Raw genomic sequence first — 18,508 nt, forward strand, 5'->3', positions numbered from 1 at the left:
AGATGGGGGTACGGCGAAACCACCCCGTGGCGGGGCGGGGCGATCGACGGAGCAGGTTCAGCGGGCGCGCTTGTAGAACGGCAGGGCCACGACCTCGACCGGCTCGTGCGTGCCGCGCACGTCCACGGCGACGGTCGTGCCCGGCGCGGCGTGCGCGGCGTCGACGTAGGCCATCGCGATCGGCTTGCCCAGGGTGGGGGAGGGTGCGCCGGAGGTGATCGAGCCGATGATGGTGCCGGCACCGTCCGCGGTGACCACGTTCATCTCGGCCCGGGGCACCCGGCGCCCGGGGGAGACCAGGCCGACCAAAACCCGCGGGGGAGTGGCGGCGGCCTGCTCGGCGGCCTTCTCCAGCGCGGCGCGGCCGACGAAGTCACCGTCGTTGGTCGTCTTGTCGAAGCGGACGACCCGGCCCAGGCCGGCGTCGAAGGGGGTGAGCGCGGTGGTGAGCTCGTGGCCGTACAGCGGCATGCCGGCTTCCAGCCGCAGTGTGTCGCGGCAGGACAGGCCGCAGGGAACCAGGCCGCGATCGGCCCCGGCAGCGGTCAGCTCGGCCCAGAGGTGCTCCGCGTCGGCCGGGGCGACGAAGAGCTCGAAGCCGTCCTCGCCGGTGTAGCCGGTACGGGCCAGCAGTGCCGGCCGGCCGGCCACCGTGGCCGGCAGCGAGGTGTAGTACTTCAGGGCGGGCAGGTCGGAGTCCGTGAGCGGGCTCAGGATCGCGGTGGCCTCGGGGCCCTGGATCGCGATCAGCGCGTAGGCGTCGCGGTCGTCGCGGACGGCGGCGTCGAAGGAGCCGGCCCGGGCGGTGATCTCGTCCAGGACCAGTTGGGCGTTGGACGCGTTCGCGACGACCAGGAACTCGGTCTCGCCGGTGCGGTAGACGATCAGGTCGTCGAGGATGCCGCCGTCAGCCGCGCAGATCATGGTGTAGCGGGCGCGGTTCAGGCCCAGCGCCGAGACGAAGCCGACCAGCGCGTGGTCCAGCAGTTCCCCGGCCTGCGGGCCGGTCACGGTGATCTCGCCCATGTGGGAGAGGTCGAACAGGCCGGCCCGGGTGCGCACGGCGTTGTGCTCCTCGCGCTCGCTGCCGTACCGCAGCGGCATGTCCCAGCCCGCGAAGTCGGTCATGGTCGCGCCGAGGGAGCGATGGACGGAGTCCAGCGCGGTGAGTCGGAGATCGGACATAGGGGGCTCCTAGAGCTCTCAGGACGTGCTCACGACCTGCGGGGGAACGCAGGGCATGCTGCGGCAGGGCCTCCCCCTCTGTCGTCGCAACCTGAGAGCTTCACCGCGTCCTCCACCCGAAGCAGGGGGCATGAACGCGGCTTGCACCGTGGGTGGGGCATGGCTGCGGACTAACCGCGGCCTGACCGCTTTCCAGATGTGCCTCGCCCGTGCGGTAGCTGTGCCTGAGAGATTCCGGGGAGGGCTTGCTCCTTCGGCGCCGACTGCGACCTCTGTCCGCTGGAACTCCTGGGAACAGGGGTCGGCCTGGCTCTCCCGCGCGGGTTTGAACGGCCGGTGTGGAGTTGTTGGTCGCGCTCATCATGGCATGGAGTACTGGCGGCGCGCAGCACGCCCTTGCCCGGGCGCGCCCCTCGACTCACCCGGGCTCGATATCCTGCGGCGAACCAGTCTGCGGCGGACCAGTGCGGAGAACGGCGGTAGCAGCGATGCAGCACCCGGTGGACAGCGTGGGCATCCCGGCCCAGCCCGGTACGGACAGCGGGGTCGGCGAAGGCCTCGGCGGCTGGCCGGCGAACGAGCTGGAGCGCGTGCTCGTCGCCGCCATCGGCGACCCGGGCGCGACTCCCCGCGTGGTGGAGGTGCTGCGACGCAGCCAGGTCTGGGTCCCGCTGCCCGGCGGCGGGGGCTACGACGGGACAACCCTGGAACTGCCCACGACCGAGCTCGCCGGGCAGCCCTTCGTGCCGGTATTCAGCTCCGAGGACCAGTTCCGCCGGATTGCCGGGAACATGCCGTTCACGGTCGCTCCGGTGCGGGAACTCGCGCAGGGGATGCCGCTGGGCGTGGGCATCGTGGTGAATCCCGAAGGCGCGGTGGGGGTGCCGATCCCGGCGGCGGGAGTCGCCGAGCTGTGCGGGGGCGGCGGCGAGGCGCGCGCGCACCAAGGGGCGACGGGCGCGCGGGTGGGTCTGCGCCTGCCGGAACCGCACGAGGACCCGCTGGACTTCCTGACCGTGGCCGTGGGTGAACTCGCCTACACGCCCGTCGTGCTGACGGCGCGTCGAGCCCTGGTGCAGGTCGAGGGCGAGCGCGAGAAGCTCTTCGTCGGCGTCGAACTGGACCGCTGGCAGCCCGCCGACCAGGAGGCCGTGACGCAGGCCCTGGGACGGGCCCTGGGCGCCGTGCCGCTGCCCTGGGAGCTGGGGATCGTCCTGCTGGACATCGCCCAGGACCCGGTCGGGGACTGGATGCTCACCGCCGCCGCACCGTTCTTCGAACGGAACCCCGCAGGGCACTAGGCTGGCCGCTCGGGCACGCAGGGGGCGTCCGGCAGAGCAGGGCAAGGCAGGGCAGGGCACGGCAGAGTCGGGGTCGGCAGGCAGGGAGAGGGTGGCAGTGGTCCAGTCAGGCGGCGGGGGCGCCATCGAGCAGGCGCTGCGGGAGGTGGCTCCGGGGCGCTACGACGCCTACGAGCGGCTGCTGCGCGCCGTCGGCGAGGGCCAGGTGGTGATGCTGCTCTGGCACGGCGAGCCCGGACGCCCCGACGCGCAGTACGGGAACATGGAGGTCGGCGGGTTCGGCTACGCGCCCTGCGTGACCTCCGCCGAGCAGATCTCCGCCAGCGGCTGGTCCCGGGCGTACCAGGTGATGAGCGGTCGCGAGATCGCGGCCTCGCTCTACCGCGAGCGCTGGGGACTGTGGCTGAACCCCCATCAGCCGGGTGGCGGGGTCGGCCTGCCCTGGGCCGACCTGCGCCGTATCGCCGGCGGCCTGGACCGGCTGCCGGCCGGGCCGCTCCGGATCAGCGAGCCCCAGGTCGCGGCCGACCAGTTCTATGCCCTGCTCACCCAGGCCGCCTCGGGGACGCCGGCGGTCCGCTCGCTGCGCCGGGCGTGGGTCCAACCCGCCTGGGGGGACCCGTATCTGGTGATCGGTCTGGATCTGTACGACTCCAGCCCGCCCGCGGTCGAGTCGGTGCGGCTGATGATGCAGCACGCCCTCCCCGGGGTTCCGCAGGGAGTCGCGGTATCGACCGTCGCGATGTCCGATCCGTACGACCCGGTGGCGCAGTGGCTCCAGGTGCGCATGGCGCCGTTCTTCCAGCGCACCCTCGCCGCCCCGGGCGGGTACGGCTATCCCTACACCGGCCGGTAACGCCCCGGCCCGGACCGAGTCGAACCGAGTCGGACCGGGCGGGACCAAGTCGGACCGAGTCGGACCGGGTGACGCCGGGCATGACGAAGGGGGCGCACCGTCTGAGGGATGCGCCCCCTTCGTCTCACCGGCAGGCCGGTCGCACCGGGGTCACTCCGGCGCGACCACCTGCTTGACCTCGGGGAAGTGGCAGGCGGCCTGGTGGCCCTCGGCCGAGCCCAGCAGCTGCACCAGCGGCGGCTCCTGGGCGGCGCAGATCTCCTGCGCCTTCCAGCAGCGGGTGCGGAAGCGGCATCCGGACGGCGGGTTGATCGGGCTGGGCACGTCGCCGGTGAGGCGGATGCGCTCACGCCGCTGGACGCTGTCCGGGTCGGCCTCGGGGACGGCCGACAGCAGCGCGTGGGTGTACGGGTGCTGCGGGCGCAGGTAGAGCGTCTCGCGGTCGGCGATCTCGACGATCTTGCCCAGGTACATCACCGCGACCCGCTCGGAGAAGTGGCGGACCACCGCGAGGTCGTGGGCGATGAAGACGAACGCGAGGTTGAACTCCCGCTGGAGGTCTTGGAGCAGGTTGACGACCTGCGCCTGGATGGAGACGTCCAGGGCGGAGACCGGCTCGTCGGCGACGATGAGCTTCGGCTTCAGGGCCAGGGCCCGGGCGATGCCGATGCGCTGGCGCTGCCCGCCGGAGAACTCGTTCGGATACCGGTTGTAGTGCTCCGGGCTGAGGCCGACGATCTCCAGCAGCTCCTGGGCGCGCTTCTTGTGCCCCTGCTCCGGGTTGATGCCGTTGAGCTTCATCGGGGTCTCGATGATCGTCCCGATGGTGTGCCTCGGGTTGAGCGAGGAGTACGGGTCCTGGAAGATCATCTGGAGGTTCTGCCGGGCCTCGCGCATGGTCGACACACGCTTGTGGGTGATGTCCTCACCGTCGAAGCGAATGGTGCCGGCCGTGGGCTCGAGCAGCCTGGTGACCAGGCGTCCGGTGGTGGACTTGCCGCAACCGGACTCGCCGACCAGACCCAGGGACTCGCCCGAGCGGACCGAGAAGTCGATGCCGTCGACCGCGCGGACCGCGCCGACCTGCCGCTGCCAGACGATGCCCTGACGGATCGGGAAGTGCATCTGCAGGCCCTTGACCTGCAGCAGCTCGTCGCCGCCGGTAGCGGGGACGGTGGCCTCCTCGCGGGGCCCCGGCACGGTGTCGGTGGTGCTCACGCCATACTCCTGTTCGTCCGCCGCGGTCACTTGGCGAGCCGCTCGGCTGCGCTGCGGATCTCGATCTTGTTGTCCCCGGTGAGGTGGCAGGCCGCGATGTGCTTGTCGGTGCCGGGAACCGGCAGCAGTTCGGGCCGTTCGGTGACGCAGCGGTCGTCGGCGACGCGGTCCTTGTAGTCGCACCGGGGGTGGAAGGCACAGCCGGTCGGCAGGTTGATCAGGCTCGGCGGAGCGCCCTGGATCGGGTTGAGCCTGGTGTTGACGTCACCGCCGAGGTGCGGCATGGACTGCAGCAGGCCCCATGCGTACGGGTGCTCGGGGGCCTTCAGCACATCCCTGACGCTGCCGTACTCGATCCGGCGCCCGCCGTACATCACCAGGATGTCGTCGGCGATCTCGGCGACCACGCCGAGGTCGTGGGTGATGATGATGACGGCGGAGCCGAACTCCTCCTGCAGGTCCCGGATCAGGTCGAGAATCTGCGCCTGGACGGTCACGTCCAGGGCTGTGGTCGGCTCGTCCGCGATGAGCAGCTCGGGGTCGCAGACCAGCGACATGGCGATCATGGCGCGCTGGCGCATACCGCCGGAGAACTCGTGCGGGTAGCTCTTCGCCCTGCGCTCCGGCTGCGGGATGCCGACACGCTTGAGCATGTCCACGGCCCGGACGAGGGCCTCCTTCTTGGACACCTTGTGGTGCACCTGGTACGCCTCGGCGATCTGCGAACCCACCGTGAAGAAGGGGTGCAGCGCCGACAGCGGGTCCTGGAAGATCATGGAGACCTTGTTGCCGCGCAGCGAGCGCATCTCGGCCTCGGGCAGCGCGACGAGTTCGTCCCCGTCCACCCAGATCTCTCCGGAGACCTGGGCCCGCGAGCCCTTGTGCAGGCCGAGTAGGGCCAGGCTGGTGACGGACTTCCCGGAGCCGGACTCGCCGACGATGCCGAGCGTCTTGCCCTTCTCCAGGGAGAAGGACACCCCGTCCACCGACTTGACGAGGCCGTCCTCGGTGGGGAAGTGCACGCGCAGGTCCCGGACCTCCAGGAAGGAGGACGGCGGATTGACGGGCACGGTCTGCGTCGAGAGTTCGAAGGCCACTGGTACTTCCTAAGTCGACGGGGGGTCGGGATCGCCGACCCGCGCCGGTTGGTTCAGGCTCGGCTGGTCAGGCGAGGCGGACGCGAGGGTCGATGATGCCGTAGACGACGTCCACGACGACGTTGGCGAGCACGACGGCGGTGGCGGCGAAGAGCGTGGTGGCCATGATCACCGGCAGGTCGGAGTCCTGGACCGACTGTACGGCGAGCAGGCCGAGGCCGGGGATGCCGAAGGCGGACTCGGTGATGATCGCCGCGCCGCCGATCAGGTATCCGAAGTCCATGCCGAAGATGGTGACCACCGGGGTGATCGCAGCGCGCAGGGCGTGCTTGAAGATCACCTTGCGCTGGGACAGACCCTTCGCCCGGGCGGTGCGCACGAAGTCCTCACCCATGGTCTCCAGCATCGTGGAGCGGGTCAGCCGGGTGTAGAAGGCCAGGAAGCCGATCACCAGCGAGGCCCAGGGGAGGATCAGTCCGGTGAACCACTGCACCGGGTCCTGGGTGATGGGGGTGTAGTTCGGCGCAGGCAGCAGCTGCCACTTGTCGACGAAGAAGAACTGCAGCACCAGGGCGGTGAAGTAGATCGGCAGCGAGATGCCGAAGAGGGCGAATCCGACCGCCGCCTTGTCGGCCAGCCCGCCCTTGCGGACCGCCGCCACGATGCCCAGGCCGACGCCGGTGACCAGGAAGACCAGGGCCGCGCCGGTGGCCAGCGAGATGTCCGCGGGGACGCGACCCATCAAGGTGGACCACACGTTGGAGTCGTCGTGGAAGGAGATGCCCATGCAGGGGGCCGGGCACTTGACCGCGAGCGGGCCGTCCCCGAACGTCCGCCCGGCGAAGAAGCCCTTCACGTACTCGCCGTACTGGATCAGGATGCTCTTGTCCAGGCCCAGCGAGTGCCTGATCTGCAGGATGCGGTCGGGCGTGCAGGTCTTGCCGCACGCCAGCACGGCAGGGTCGGAAGGCACGGCGAAGAAGATGAGGAAGGTAATGAAGCTGATCACCACGATGATGGTGAATGCGCTCAGCAAGCGTCGAATCAGATAACGAGTCATGTGGTGCTGGGACCTGGCGGGGAGCCTGGTCCGCCTCCCTCTCGCTGTGGGCCGGCGGGGTGTGACCTGCGCGCGGGGTGACGATACGGACGGGGTGCCGGTGTGGCGACCCCGGTCGGCGGCGAGGTTGCCGCCGCCGACCGGGGGAACTGCTGGTTACTTCTTGACGTAGACGTGGGCCAGGTTCATCTCGGCCAGCACGGTGTCGTCGGTGAGCCCGCCGACCTTCGAGCCCTGGAGCTCGTTGAAGGTCATGTAGACGAGCGGCACGACGGCGGCGTCGTTCTGCAGCATCTGGACGTCCAGCGCGCCCCAGGCGGCGTTGGCCTGGGCCGGGTCGGCCATGGCCGAGATCTTGTCCATCTGCGCCTCAGCGGCCGGGTCCTTCAGCTGCGAGAAGACCTGGTTGCCGGTGGGGATGATCTGACGGCCGTCGAACAGCGGCGGCAGGATGGTGCTGGCGTTGGGCCAGTCAGCGATCCAGTCGCCCCAGATCAGGTCGTAGTTGTTGGCGATCTTGCCGACGGTGTTGAAGTAGCTGCCGCGGTCGATCGGCTTGATGTTGACGGTGATGCCGACGTTGGCCAGCGCGTCCTTGATCGCCGTGGCGACCTTGCCCTGGGTCGGGGTGGCCTCGACAGCCAGCGACAGGGTCAGGTTGCTGACGCCCGCAGCCTGGAGCAGCGCCTTCGCCTTGGCCGGGTCACCGGCGGGGTCGGTGCCGTACGGGGCGGTGTCGACGCGGCCGTCGGTGCCCTTGGGCAGGAAGGTGGTGGCGTAGTCGCCGTACGCCGAACCACCGAACGCGCCACGGACGGTCTGCTTGTTGATCGCCCACTCGATCGCCTGGCGGACCTTGAGGTCCTTGATCGTGGTGACGTTCATCGCCAGGTAGTTGGTACCGGGGGCGGCGATGGAGTGCCAGCGCGACTTGAGGGTCGGGTCGCTGGAGAAGGAGCTGAGGTCGGTGCCGGCGACCGGGTCCTCGATGATGGCGTGCTGGGCGTCGGGGCCGTCCGCCTTCATCAGCTGGTCGGTGGCGGCCTGGTCCTGGCCCATCTTGACGTCGATGGAGTCGACGTTCTGGTCGCGCAGCGGGTCGACTGCCTTGGTCCACTGCTTGTTGCGAGTGAGGACCAGTTCCTTGTTCTTGGTGTAGCTCTGGATCTGGTACGGACCGTCCGACCACACCGTGGTGTCGTAGGTGGCGCCGGTGTCGTGGGCCTTCGGCACGGCGGAGAAGGTCTCCATCGCCGTCGCCTCGTTGAAGTCCGAGACCGGGGTGCTCAGCTCGAAGACGATGGTGCTGGCGTCAGGGGTCTCGATGGAGGCAAGGTCGCCGCTCTTGGTCGGGCCCTTGTAGTTCTTGTCGTTGGCCAGCCACTGCGAGGCGTACTGCGGGCCACCGGAGAGGTCCGGGTCGAAGGAGCGCTCGACGCCGTACTTGACGTCCTGCGCCGTGACGACGGTGCCGTCCTGCCACTTCACGTTCGGGCGGATGTGGAAGGTCCAGGTCTTCGCGCCATTGCTCGAGGTGCCGGTGTCCGTCGCAAGGTCGCCGACGAGCTTCGGGGCGGCGCTGGGCGCGGAGGCGTCCTGCGTCCAGCCGGTCAGCGAGCGGTATATCTCACGCCCGATGTTCTGGCCCTGCGTGGTGTACGTACGCTGCGGGTCGATGTGGTCGAAGTCGCTCGGCGTGTAGTAGAGCAGGGTTCCACCCTGGGTCACCCCGCCCGTGGTCCCGCCGGCACTGCTGCCCTTGGAACCGCCACAGGCAGTGGCTCCCAAGGCGACGGTAATCGCGATCGCGGTCATGGTGACCGTGCGCTTGTTGCGCATCATGATGATGGGTCTCCTTGTAGTCTTCTTGGTTACCCCGCCCGGAGCCGACCGGACCGGCCGACTGGTGCGGAAGATCAGTTGCGGTTCGCCCTGGGGTCCAGAGCGTCGCGCACACCGTCGCCGAAGAGGTTCAGCGACAGAATGACGAGCAACAGCGTCATACCTGGAAGGACCATGTAGGTCGGGTCATACAGGTAGTACTGGGTTGCAGATTCGAGCATCGAACCCAGGTCCGGGTTCGGAGGGACAACCCCGACGCCCAGGAAGGACAGGGCCGCCTCGGTGGCGATGTTGGTGGGGACCGCCAGCGCGAAGGAGATCAGGATGGGCGCCCACAGGTTCGGCAGCAGCTGCTTGAACAGGATGTGACCCGGGCCACCACCCATGATTCGCGCGGCGTCCACGAACTCCCGCTCGCGGAGCGAGAGCACCTGCCCACGAACAAGTCGGGCGGTGTAGGCCCAGGCGAAGGCGGAGATGATCACGACGATCGAGCCCAGCTGGAGCGTCTCGCTGGTCCCGCCGTGGGCGTCCGTCTGGAAGGCGTTGGTGATCACAGGGGTCAACGCGATGATGAACAGCAGCTGCGGGAAGGCCAGCACCACGTTCATGATCCAGTTGAGGAATGAGTCGACCTTGCCGCCGAAGTAGCCCGCAGCGAGGCCCATCACTACGCCGAGTGCCGTGGAGATGGTGGCCGCGAGCAGCGAGACGATCAGAGACGTCCGCAGGCCGTAGACCAGGCGCGAGAACACGTCGTAGCCGGTTCCCGGCTCGACGCCGAGCCAGTGCTTGCCGCTGACGCCGCCGAGTGCGCCCAGCGGGAAATTCCCCTTGTCCGGGTTGATTCCCTTCAGGTCAGGGGAAACCGGTCCCCATCCCTCCAAAGCGGACAGCAGCGGAGAGGCTACGGCGGCCAGGATGAATATGAGGGCCACGACGAAGGCGATCATCGAAGCACGGTCGCGCTTCAGACGCGTCCAGGCCATTCGGGCTGGCGAGCGGCCGGCGATGACAGGCGTGGCGGGGGGCTTGGGGCCCTGCGATGAATCCGACTCGGCCACCAGGACAGTTGCATCCCCGGTGGGCTCGGTCGGCTCGGTTGGAATGGTCATCGTTCGGACATCCCCGGATCTCAGTTCAGATGTTCGTGGCGCGGCGCGGTGAGGGGACTCTACGCAAGTAGTTTTTCGCGACTCAAGGCCTCAAGCAGTGCTGAGACCAGAATGAGATCATGCGAGATCGTGGCGTTATGATCCAATGTCCGAAATATCCGGTAATGGGGGGTCGTGACGGGAAGCGTCAAGACGCTGGAACCCCGCTTTATGTCCCTTTTGAACCTATTTGTGTGGGCACCCCGAGAAGTGGTGTATTTTGCTCGCTCTTTGCCTACTCGTCTGGGATGTGAGACTGCCAGTGTTTCTGGCGTGTGAACCGGTGACGTCTGAGGCGTCCTGAATTGATCCATTCAGCCCCAGGGGCGGCGCCCCCCGGCCGCCCGGTCCGCCGCCCCGCCGACCCGGTAGAACTGGTGTCGTGACCTCGCATCTCTTCTCGCCCGACGTCCAGCAGGCGCTCGACCTCGTCGGGATCTTCGTCTTCGCGCTCTCCGGCGGCCTGCTCGCCGTCCGCAAGAACCTGGACATCTTCGGCATCGCCGTCCTCGCCGAGGTCACCGCTCTGGGCGGCGGGGTGTTCCGCGACCTGATCATCGGGGCGGTGCCGCCCGCGGCGTTCCAGAACATGGGGTACTTCCTCACCCCGCTGCTGGCCTCACTGGTCGTGATCTTCCTGCACCCCGAGGTGCAGCGGATCAACGGCACGATCCAGGTCCTGGACGCCGCTGGGCTCGGCCTGTTCTGCGTCGCCGGCACCGTCAAGGCCCATGACTACGGCCTGGGCGCGGTCGCCGACATCGCACTGGGCATGATCACCGCGGCCGGCGGCGGCGTCGCCCGCGACGTGCTCGTCAACGAGTTGCCCTCGCTGCTGCGCTGGGACCGCGCCCTGTACGCCGTGCCCGCGCTGGTCGGCTCCGGGATCGTGGCGGTGCTGATCTCTGTGCAGCACCTGACCGCGGTCACCGGGACCGCTGCCGCGCTGGTCGCCTTCACCCTGCGGATGCTGGCGCTGCGCTACGACTGGCGGGCGCCGCGCGCCTGGCACCGGGGGAGCTCCAGCGCCCTCGGGGAGAGCGGCGACTGATCGGAGGTCAGCGCTCCCCACCAGGCCGTCAGGCGTCGGCTCGGCCGCCGTACTCCTGCGACACCGCCTCGGCGGTGCGCAGCAGCTCGGGGATCAGCCGCCGCAGCGTGCTGAGCGGCGCGACCACCGTCGGCGTGGAGATCGAACAGGCCGCGATCACCCGGCCGTCGATGCCCCGGATCGGCACGGCCACGCAGTTGACCGTCTCCTCGTACTCGCTGCGGTCCACCGCCCATCCCTGCTCGCGAACCGTCGCCAGTTCCGCCAGCAGTGCGGCCGGGGTGCGCAGCGAGCGCGCCGTGTACGCCGGGTACTCGAGGTTCTCGGCGACCTCGCGGCGCCGCGCCTCGGGAAGGTCGGCGAGCAGCACCTTGCCCACGGCCGAGGCGGTCAGCGGCGCCCGCTTGCCGATGCGCGAGTACATCCGGACCGGGTAGCGGCTCTCCAGTTTGTCGACATAGGTGACCTCGTCGTCCTCGTAGACCGCGAGGTGCACGGTGTGCCCGCAGCGCTCGTTGAGGGCGGCGAGGTGCGGCGCGGCAACGACCCGGACGTCGATGCTCTCCAGGGCCAGCTGCGCCAGTGAGAACAGCTTGCCGCCGAGGCGGTAGCGGTAGTCCGGCTGGCGGTGGACGAAGCCGTGCTGCTCCAGGGTGCGCAGCAGGCGCAGCGCGGTGGACTTGTGGACTCCGATCCGGTTCGCGGCCTGTTCGAGGGAGGCTGGGCCCTCGGCCAGCGAGGCGAGGATCACCAGCGCCCGGTCCACCGTCTGTGTCATAGGTTCCGCCCAGCCTGCCCCGTTGGTCCCGCGCGACGCCGTCGTACGCGTGTGCTGGGATCCTAGAGAGCCGTTGCAGGGGATGCAACGACCGTGGCAGCGGAGGGTGGCAGCGGGGCGTGCGCGATCACCCCTACACTTGATCCCGCCATGCCCTATCTCGACCATGCGGCGACCACCCCGATGCTCCCCGAAGCGGTCCACGCCATGACCGCCCATCTCGGCAGCACCGGCAACGCCTCCTCCCTGCACGCCGCCGGCCGCCGTGCCCGCCGCGTCGTCGAGGAGTCCCGCGAGACCCTGGCCCTGGCCCTGGGCGCCCGCCCGAGCGAGGTCGTGCTCACCGGGGGCGGCACCGAGTCCGACAACCTCGCCGTCAAGGGCCTCTACTGGGCCCGGCGCGACGCCGACCCGGCACGGGTCCGGGTCCTCTGCAGCCCGGTCGAGCACCATGCGGTGCTGGACGCCGTGGAGTGGCTGGAGCGGCACGAGGGCGCGCGGGTCGAGTGGCTCCCGGTGGACGGCTTCGGCCGGGTCCACCCCGAATCCCTGCGCGCGGCCATCGCCTCGAATCCGGCCGACGTCGCCCTGGTCACCGTGATGTGGGCGAACAACGAGGTCGGCACCATCCAGCCGGTACGCGAACTCGCAGCCATAGCACGCGAGTTCGGTATTCCGATGCATGCCGACGCGGTGCAGGCGTTCGGCCAGCTGCCGGTCTCGTTCGCCGACTCCGGTCTCGACGCGCTCACCGTCACCGGCCACAAGATCGGCGGCCCGTACGGCATCGGCGCGCTGCTGATCGGCCGCAACGTGAACCCCGTGCCGCTGCTGCACGGCGGCGGCCAGGAGCGGGACGTCCGCTCCGGCACCCTCGACGTACCGGCGGCGGCCGGCTTCGCGGCAGCGGCCGCGATCGCCGCCGAGCGGCAGCCGCAGCACGCCCGCGAGCTCTCGGTGCTACGGGACGAGTTGGTCGCTGCCGTGCTGTCGGCCGTCCCGGACGCCGTCCTCAACGGCGATCCGAGCCCGGAGGGGCGGCTGCCCGCGAGCGCGCACTTCTCCTTCCCCGGCTGCGAGGGCGACGCGCTGCTGATGCTGCTCGACGCCCGCGGCATCGAGTGCTCGACCGGATCCGCCTGCTCGGCCGGGGTACCGCAGCCCAGCCACGTGCTGCTGGCGATGGGCGTGGAGCCGGCGCCGGCCCGGGCCTCGCTGCGGTTCTCGCTCGGCCACACCTCGACCCCGGCCGATGTCGCCGCGCTGGCCTCCGCGATCGGCCCGGTCGTGGAGCGGGCCCGGATGGCGGGCGCGGCAGCGCGGCGGTAACGGCCGCTCCCCGGGCCGTAAGGCGCGGGGCCGGGACATCGACGCGGGGACCCCGTCTGCGCGGACCGTACCCTGGTTACATCATGAATGACTTTCCTGGGGCTCCTGACGATTCCGGTTCGCTCGGTGGGGGGCGGCTGCGCGTCCTCGCCGCGATGTCCGGCGGGGTGGACTCCGCCGTCGCGGCGGCGCGGGTCGCCGCGGCAGGGCACGAGGTGACCGGCGTCCACCTGGCGCTGTCGAGCAACCCGCAGTCCTTCCGTACCGGCGCGCGCGGCTGCTGCACGCTGGAGGACTCCCGCGACGCCCGCCGGGCCGCCGACGTGATCGGCATCCCCTTCTACGTGTGGGACCTGGCCGAGCGCTTCCGCGAGGACGTGATCGACGACTTCGTCGCCGAGTACGCCGCCGGACGGACCCCCAACCCGTGCCTGCGCTGCAACGAGAAGATCAAGTTCTCGGCGCTGCTGGACAAGGCCGTCGCCCTGGGCTTCGACGCGGTCTGCACCGGCCACTACGCGCAGATCCTCACCGGCCCGGACGGCGCCCGCGAGCTGCACCGCGCCGTCGACCCGGCCAAGGACCAGTCGTACGTCCTCGGCGTCCTCGACGCGGACCAGCTGGCCCACGCGCTGTTCCCGCTCGGCGACACCCCCAAGGAGCTGGTCCGCGAGGAGGCGGAGCGGCGCGGCCTGGCCGTCGCCAAGAAGCCGGACAGCCATGACATCTGCTTCATCGCCGACGGCGACACCCAGGGCTTCCTGGAGCAGCGCCTCGGCGCCGCCCCCGGCGAGATCGTCGACGTGGACGGCACCAGGCTCGGCGAGCACAGCGGCGCGTACGGCTTCACCATCGGCCAGCGCAAGGGCCTGCGGATCGGCCACCCGGCGGCGGACGGCAAGCCCCGCTACGTCCTGGACATCTCGCCGGTCGACAACCGGGTCACGGTCGGCCCGGTCGAGGCCCTGGACGTGGCCGCGCTCACCGGGATCAAGCCGCGCTGGTGCGGCGAGGCGGCCTTCACGCCGGGCGCGTACACGGTGCAGCTGCGCGCCCACGGCGAGCCGGTGCCCGCGTCCGCCGAGCTGGTGGACGGCGAGCTGCGGGTCGTCCTGGACCAGCCCGCGCGCGGTATCGCGCCCGGTCAGGCCGTCGTCCTGTACCAAGGGACCCGGGTCGTCGGCTCGGCGACGATCGCGACGACCTCGCGCGGGGTCCTCTCCGGCTGAGCCGGCCACTCGCACTCGACCACCGCCGCCCACCACGGGGAACCCATGAACATCACCGTCTTCTGCTCCGCCAACGAGCTGGCCGAGCGCTACACCAAGCCCGCCCGCGACTTCGCCCGCCTGCTCGGCGAGCACGGCCACACCCTGGTCTGGGGCGGCTCCGACGCGGGGCTGATGGGCGTCGTCGCCGACGAGGTGAAGGCGGCCGGGGGCAGGCTCGTCGGCGTCAACGTCGGGATGCTCTCGCACAAGACCTACCAGGGCGCCGACGAGCTGGTGATGACCGCCGACCTGGCGGAGCGCAAGGCCGTGCTGCTCGCCCGCGCCGACGCGGTCGTGGTCCTGGTCGGCGGTCTCGGCACACTGGACGAGGTCACCGAGGTCGTGGAGCTGAAGAAGCACGGGCTGCACGTCAAGCCGGTCGTGCTGCTCGACACCGAGGGCTTCTACGACGGCATGCGCACGCAGCTCCAGCGGATGGCGGCCGACGGCTTCCTGCCCCGGCCGCTCGACGAGCTGGTCCGCTTCGCCGAAGACGGCGCCGAGGCGCTCGCCTATCTGGAAGGCCCCTCGGCCTGACCGGTGTGGCCGGCCTGACCGGCGTGGCCCTCCGGTTCCTGCGCGGGCGGGTACGGCGGACTCGGCTGAGCCCGGGGCAGGTGCGGCAGCGGGGAGGTGGCGCTCTCGTCCGGACGGCGCCGGAAGCGCGGAACGGCGGAGTGCCCCTGCGCGGGGACGCCGGCCAGCGGCACGGCTCCGGGGGCCTCGCGTGGACCGGTCGGCGCCGGCGGCTCCTCGGCCGGTGAGGGTGCTTCGATCAGGCTCGCTCCGCGACGCCGCTGCAGCAGCAGTCCCAGCCCCTCGCGGGTGGCGACCACCACCACCCGGTCCTCGGCGGTCAGCACCCGCCCCTGATCCGGGTTCCAGGCCACATGGCCCTGGTCCGACTGCAGTCCGACGACGCGCCAGCCACCGGGCCGGAACGCCTCGCCGACGCTCTGACCCACCAGGGCCAGACGGCCCCGCACACCCACCGTCGCGATCAGCAGCATCTGGCGTTCCACCGGGATCGCCGCCACGACCTGAGGCCCCATCATGGCGGCGGCGAAGGCTGGCGCCGCCAGGTAGGACACGCTGCGGCTGCGAATCCGCGCGGTCGGGTAGGAGGCGCGCAGCGCCCGGTAGACCGTGCTGGCGAAGGCGTCGTCGAACAGCCGGAGCACGACGCGGAGGTCGGGCCGCTCCTCCCTCGCGTACAGCACCGCTTCGAGGTTGACGCTGTCGTTGCTGGTCAGTGCCATCAGCGTCTGGCTCCGGCTGATCCGGGCACGCTTGTAGACGTCCGGCTGGGAGATGTCGCCGACCACGACGGGGACGTTCCGCTGTCGGGCCAGGGCGATGCCGGGCGCGTCGGGGTTGCGTTCCACCGCGACGACGGGGATCCGCATGTCGGCGAGCCGTTCCAGCACCCTGGTCCCGACCTTGCCGAGGCCGATGATCACGATGTGGTCGGTGATGGTCCGCCGTGGCCGGTCGAGCGTGCTGACATTGCGCAGCGCTCCCAGGTTCTCCAGCACCAGTGCCAGCACCAGCGGCATGATCAGCATCCCGGTGAAGGCGGCCAGCAGTTGCAGCAGCTGCCGGGCCAACGGTTGACCCAGGGCCGGATTGCCCATCGCGGCCACATCCATGAGCACCAGGTACAGCGACAGTGGGAGCGAGTCCCCCGTAGCCAGCCAGGTCGACAGGGTCAGCACCGCGACGAGCACCGCGAGCCCCAGCGCTGCGAGGCGCAGCCGGCGGGAGAACAGCGCGCCCAGCCGGAGGCGCGGGAAGCGGGGCCCCGGTTCCGGCGGGGGGTTGGGGTCGTGTCGAAGGTGCAGCACGGCGCGGGTGGTGGGCTCGGTCGCGGCGGCGGTCTGGGCGGCGGAGGGAAGCAGCGTGTGCAGGGGCGTCGTCCCCGAGCCCACCTGGTCGTCGACGCGCTGCGCGAGCAGCGCCAGCGGGACGGTCGTGCCGTCCGGCGGTTGCGGGGGCGGGTCCTCGAGCAGGGAGAACTCCACGACGGAGAACGTCCCGCCGTCCATGGGTATGACCTGGTTCCGGTCGGTCACGGCCGAGGACACCAGCGCCGGGGTGGCGGTGTCCGAGGCGGACAGCACCGCCGTCGAGCCCCCGGAACGGTCCGTCGTCCGGTCGAGCAGGTGTTGCAGGCGCTGGCCGAGGGTGTTGTTGAAGATCCGGATCACCAGCCGTAACCCCGGGTTGAGTCCCCGGGCGAGCAGCGCGGCCTGGGTGACGGACGGGTCGTCGTCCATGGTGAGCGCGAGTGCGGTGGCGTGCCTGACGCCGGCGGCGAGCAGGGTGGGCTCGTCCGGACTGCGGCCGGCGATGACGGTGACCGCCCCGTCCTCGGTGGCGAGCGCCGCGAGTTGGGGGCCGTGGCCCTGCTCCGGGTCGGGAATGACCAGGACGACCCGCTCCCGGTAGAGATGGATCAGGTCCAGGGCGAGGCGGTGGGTCAGCGCGTCCCCACCGCAGACGATCATGTGCCCGGTCGGCTGAGCCTCGGTCACGTCCGTGTCCCCCTGTTGATCCTCTTTCCACCCATGGTGACGGATCATCGGCCCCGATGACCGTGATACGAATGAACATATGGGTACGCATCTGATCACTGGGGCTGGTTCCGGCATCGGCGCGGCGGTCGCTACGCGACTCGCGGAGCGCGGCGACGAGCTCTGGCTGCTGGCCCGCGACGCCAACCGCGCGGCGGTGCTGCGGCACCTGTTCCCCGGCAGCCACACCCTGATCGGAGACCTGGCCGCGCCCGACCGGCTCTCCTGGGCCCTTGGCCAGCAGCCGCAGCCGGTCCGGCTGGACTCCCTGCTGCACATCGCGGGCGTGGTCGAGCTCGGCACGATCGGTGACCTCGGGACCAAGGTCTGGAACCAGACCCTGGCCGTCAATCTGGTCGCCCCCGCCGAACTGACCCGGTTGTTCCTGCCCACCCTGCGGGTCTCACGTGGCCATGTCGTCTTCGTCAACTCCAGCGCGGGGCTCACCGCGCACCCCGACTGGGGCGTGTACGCCGCGTCCAAGTCCGGTCTGCGCGCCGTCGCGGACGCGCTGCGCGGCGAGGAGCACGCCAACGGCGTCCGGGTGACCACCGTCTATCCCGGTCGCACGGCGACGCCGATGCAGCAGAAGGTCCGCGCACAGGAGGGCCTCCCCTACGACGCGGACGCCTGGATCGCCCCGGACTCGGTCGCCACCGCGATCATCACCGCGCTCGACCTGCCTCGGGACGCCGAGATCACCGACCTGACGGTCCGCCCGGGGCACTGACGGCCGGCCTTCCCGTACCCTGCCAGCGTGAGCGCTGAGAGCACGTTTCCGCAGTTGACCGGTCCAGGGGCGACGGGTGTCGGGTCGATGCCGGGGACAGACGCGCGGGAGGCCGCGAAGACCGTCACCGGGTCCCTGGAGGCACTGCCGCACCTTGTCGAGCTGCCCGCCCGGGGCCCCGGCGCGGACATGGTCGGGCGCAGCCTCGGGCTGCTGGTCGAGCTGTTCGCGCGGGTGGAGCCCTCCGGCTGGCGCTTCGGCGACCACCCGGGGCGGGACACCCGCCGGGCGCGCTCGTGGCTCGGCGAGGACTTGGACGCACTGGAGGAGCACACCCAGGGCTGGACCGGCCCGCTCAAGATCCAGGCCGTCGGACCGTGGACGCTCGCGGCCGGCGTCGAACTCCACCGGGGCGAGAAGGCCCTGGCCGATCCCGGCGCGGTGCGCGACATCGCCGGGTCGCTGGCGGAGGGCCTGCGGCTGCATCTGGCGGACCTGCGCAGGCGGGTGCCCGGCGCCCAGCTGGTGCTGCAGTTGGACGAGCCGTCACTGCCGGCCGTCCTGGCCGCGCAGGTACCGACCGCCAGCGGCTGGCAGCGGCTGCGCGCGGTGGACCGCCAGGTCGCCGAGGAGACGCTGCGCACATTGATCCGGACCCTGGACGTGCCTGTGGCCGTCCACTGCTGTGCGCCGGGCGTCCCGCTGGAGCTGCTGCGGCGTGCGGGCGCGTCGGCGGTGTCGCTGGACATGGCTCTGCTGACGGAGCGTGACGACGATGCGATCGGCGAGGCGGTGGAGGGCGGCACGGTGCTGCTCGCCGGTGTTGTGCCCGCTGTCGGACCGCCTGCCTCTGAAAACGGTCGAGTGTCAGACCCTGCCGGTAGTGTCGGCGTTGTCAGGACGTTGTGGCGCAGGCTCGGGCTCGACCCGGCTCTGCTGGCACGACGCGTCGTGGTGACCCCCCGCTGCGGTCTGGCTGGGGCCTCCCCGGCGTATGCGCGTCGCGCGCTGTCACACAGCGTGATTGCGGCGCAGAGCCTGGCGGACAATCCGGAGTAGGCCG

General features: G+C 70.7%; 16 protein-coding genes and 1 riboswitch. Of the genes, 8 read left to right on the forward strand and 8 right to left on the reverse strand.

Annotated features, from left to right (window positions below; all coding sequences use genetic code 11):
- Positions 1-57 precede the first annotated feature (57 nt).
- Positions 58-1,185, reverse strand: a complete 1,128-nt coding sequence (gene gcvT / locus ABIA33_RS21590) for a glycine cleavage system aminomethyltransferase GcvT (protein WP_370084005.1) — start codon at positions 1,183-1,185, stop codon at positions 58-60.
- Between the two features lie 202 nt (positions 1,186-1,387).
- Positions 1,388-1,513: riboswitch (glycine riboswitch) on the reverse strand.
- Between the two features lie 160 nt (positions 1,514-1,673).
- Between gcvT and ABIA33_RS21595 the strand changes: the two genes are divergently transcribed.
- Positions 1,674-2,486 carry an enhanced serine sensitivity protein SseB gene (locus tag ABIA33_RS21595; RefSeq protein ID WP_370084006.1) on the forward strand — a complete coding sequence of 271 codons (813 nt, stop codon included), beginning with the start codon at positions 1,674-1,676 and terminating at the stop codon, positions 2,484-2,486.
- 91 nt (positions 2,487-2,577) lie between these two features.
- Complete coding sequence (locus tag ABIA33_RS21600; protein ID WP_370084007.1) at positions 2,578-3,342, forward strand: enhanced serine sensitivity protein SseB C-terminal domain-containing protein; 765 nt, start codon at positions 2,578-2,580, stop codon at positions 3,340-3,342.
- A gap of 150 nt (positions 3,343-3,492) precedes the next feature.
- Here ABIA33_RS21600 and ABIA33_RS21605 read toward each other — a convergent pair whose 3' ends face one another.
- The 5 genes from ABIA33_RS21605 to ABIA33_RS21625 form a co-directional block, all read right to left on the reverse strand.
- Positions 3,493-4,560, reverse strand: coding sequence for an ABC transporter ATP-binding protein (locus tag ABIA33_RS21605; RefSeq protein ID WP_370084008.1), 1,068 nt, complete (start codon positions 4,558-4,560; stop codon positions 3,493-3,495).
- 26 nt (positions 4,561-4,586) lie between these two features.
- Positions 4,587-5,657: an ABC transporter ATP-binding protein gene (locus ABIA33_RS21610; RefSeq protein ID WP_370084009.1), complete on the reverse strand. Its 1,071-nt coding sequence runs from the start codon at positions 5,655-5,657 to the stop codon at positions 4,587-4,589.
- Between the two features lie 67 nt (positions 5,658-5,724).
- On the reverse strand, positions 5,725-6,717 hold the full coding sequence (locus tag ABIA33_RS21615; protein WP_370084010.1) for an ABC transporter permease: 993 nt from the start codon (positions 6,715-6,717) through the stop codon (positions 5,725-5,727).
- 156 nt (positions 6,718-6,873) lie between these two features.
- Positions 6,874-8,559 carry an ABC transporter substrate-binding protein gene (locus tag ABIA33_RS21620; RefSeq protein ID WP_370084011.1) on the reverse strand — a complete coding sequence of 562 codons (1,686 nt, stop codon included), beginning with the start codon at positions 8,557-8,559 and terminating at the stop codon, positions 6,874-6,876.
- Positions 8,560-8,633: 74 nt separating this feature from the next.
- Positions 8,634-9,674, reverse strand: coding sequence for an ABC transporter permease (locus tag ABIA33_RS21625; protein WP_370084012.1), 1,041 nt, complete (start codon positions 9,672-9,674; stop codon positions 8,634-8,636).
- 421 nt (positions 9,675-10,095) lie between these two features.
- On the opposite strand from ABIA33_RS21625, the gene ABIA33_RS21630 reads away from it, so the two are divergent.
- Positions 10,096-10,764 carry a trimeric intracellular cation channel family protein gene (locus ABIA33_RS21630; RefSeq protein ID WP_370084013.1) on the forward strand — a complete coding sequence of 223 codons (669 nt, stop codon included), beginning with the start codon at positions 10,096-10,098 and terminating at the stop codon, positions 10,762-10,764.
- Between the two features lie 28 nt (positions 10,765-10,792).
- On the opposite strand, the gene ABIA33_RS21635 is transcribed toward ABIA33_RS21630, so the two are convergent.
- Complete coding sequence (locus ABIA33_RS21635; protein WP_370084014.1) at positions 10,793-11,542, reverse strand: IclR family transcriptional regulator; 750 nt, start codon at positions 11,540-11,542, stop codon at positions 10,793-10,795.
- Between the two features lie 150 nt (positions 11,543-11,692).
- Here ABIA33_RS21635 and ABIA33_RS21640 point away from each other — a divergent pair, with 150 nt between their 5' ends.
- The 3 genes from ABIA33_RS21640 (at position 11,693) to ABIA33_RS21650 (ending at position 14,679) form a co-directional block, all read left to right on the forward strand.
- Positions 11,693-12,871: a cysteine desulfurase family protein gene (locus tag ABIA33_RS21640; protein WP_370084015.1), complete on the forward strand. Its 1,179-nt coding sequence runs from the start codon at positions 11,693-11,695 to the stop codon at positions 12,869-12,871.
- A gap of 83 nt (positions 12,872-12,954) precedes the next feature.
- Positions 12,955-14,100, forward strand: a complete 1,146-nt coding sequence (mnmA, locus tag ABIA33_RS21645; protein ID WP_370084016.1) for a tRNA 2-thiouridine(34) synthase MnmA — start codon at positions 12,955-12,957, stop codon at positions 14,098-14,100.
- A 45-nt stretch (positions 14,101-14,145) separates the two neighbouring features.
- A complete protein-coding gene (locus tag ABIA33_RS21650) occupies positions 14,146-14,679 on the forward strand; it encodes a TIGR00730 family Rossman fold protein (protein ID WP_370084017.1) in 534 nt (177 codons plus the stop codon).
- Here ABIA33_RS21650 and ABIA33_RS21655 read toward each other — a convergent pair.
- The gene (locus ABIA33_RS21655; RefSeq protein WP_370084018.1) at positions 14,655-16,676 is read right to left on the reverse strand and encodes an NAD-binding protein; all 2,022 of its coding nucleotides are present in this window, start codon (positions 16,674-16,676) and stop codon (positions 14,655-14,657) included. The two genes, ABIA33_RS21650 and ABIA33_RS21655, sit on opposite strands and share 25 nt — an antisense overlap.
- Before the next feature lie 79 nt (positions 16,677-16,755).
- On the opposite strand from ABIA33_RS21655, the gene ABIA33_RS21660 reads away from it, so the two are divergent.
- Positions 16,756-17,445 (forward strand): SDR family oxidoreductase, encoded by a 690-nt coding sequence (locus tag ABIA33_RS21660; RefSeq protein WP_370084019.1) that lies wholly within the window; start codon positions 16,756-16,758, stop codon positions 17,443-17,445.
- Positions 17,446-17,472: 27 nt separating this feature from the next.
- Positions 17,473-18,504: a methionine synthase gene (locus ABIA33_RS21665; RefSeq protein ID WP_370084020.1), complete on the forward strand. Its 1,032-nt coding sequence runs from the start codon at positions 17,473-17,475 to the stop codon at positions 18,502-18,504.
- Positions 18,505-18,508: the final 4 nt, after the last annotated feature.

Origin of the sequence: Streptacidiphilus sp. MAP12-16 (assembly GCF_041262165.1) — a bacterium.
GTDB lineage: Bacteria > Actinomycetota > Actinomycetes > Streptomycetales > Streptomycetaceae > Streptacidiphilus.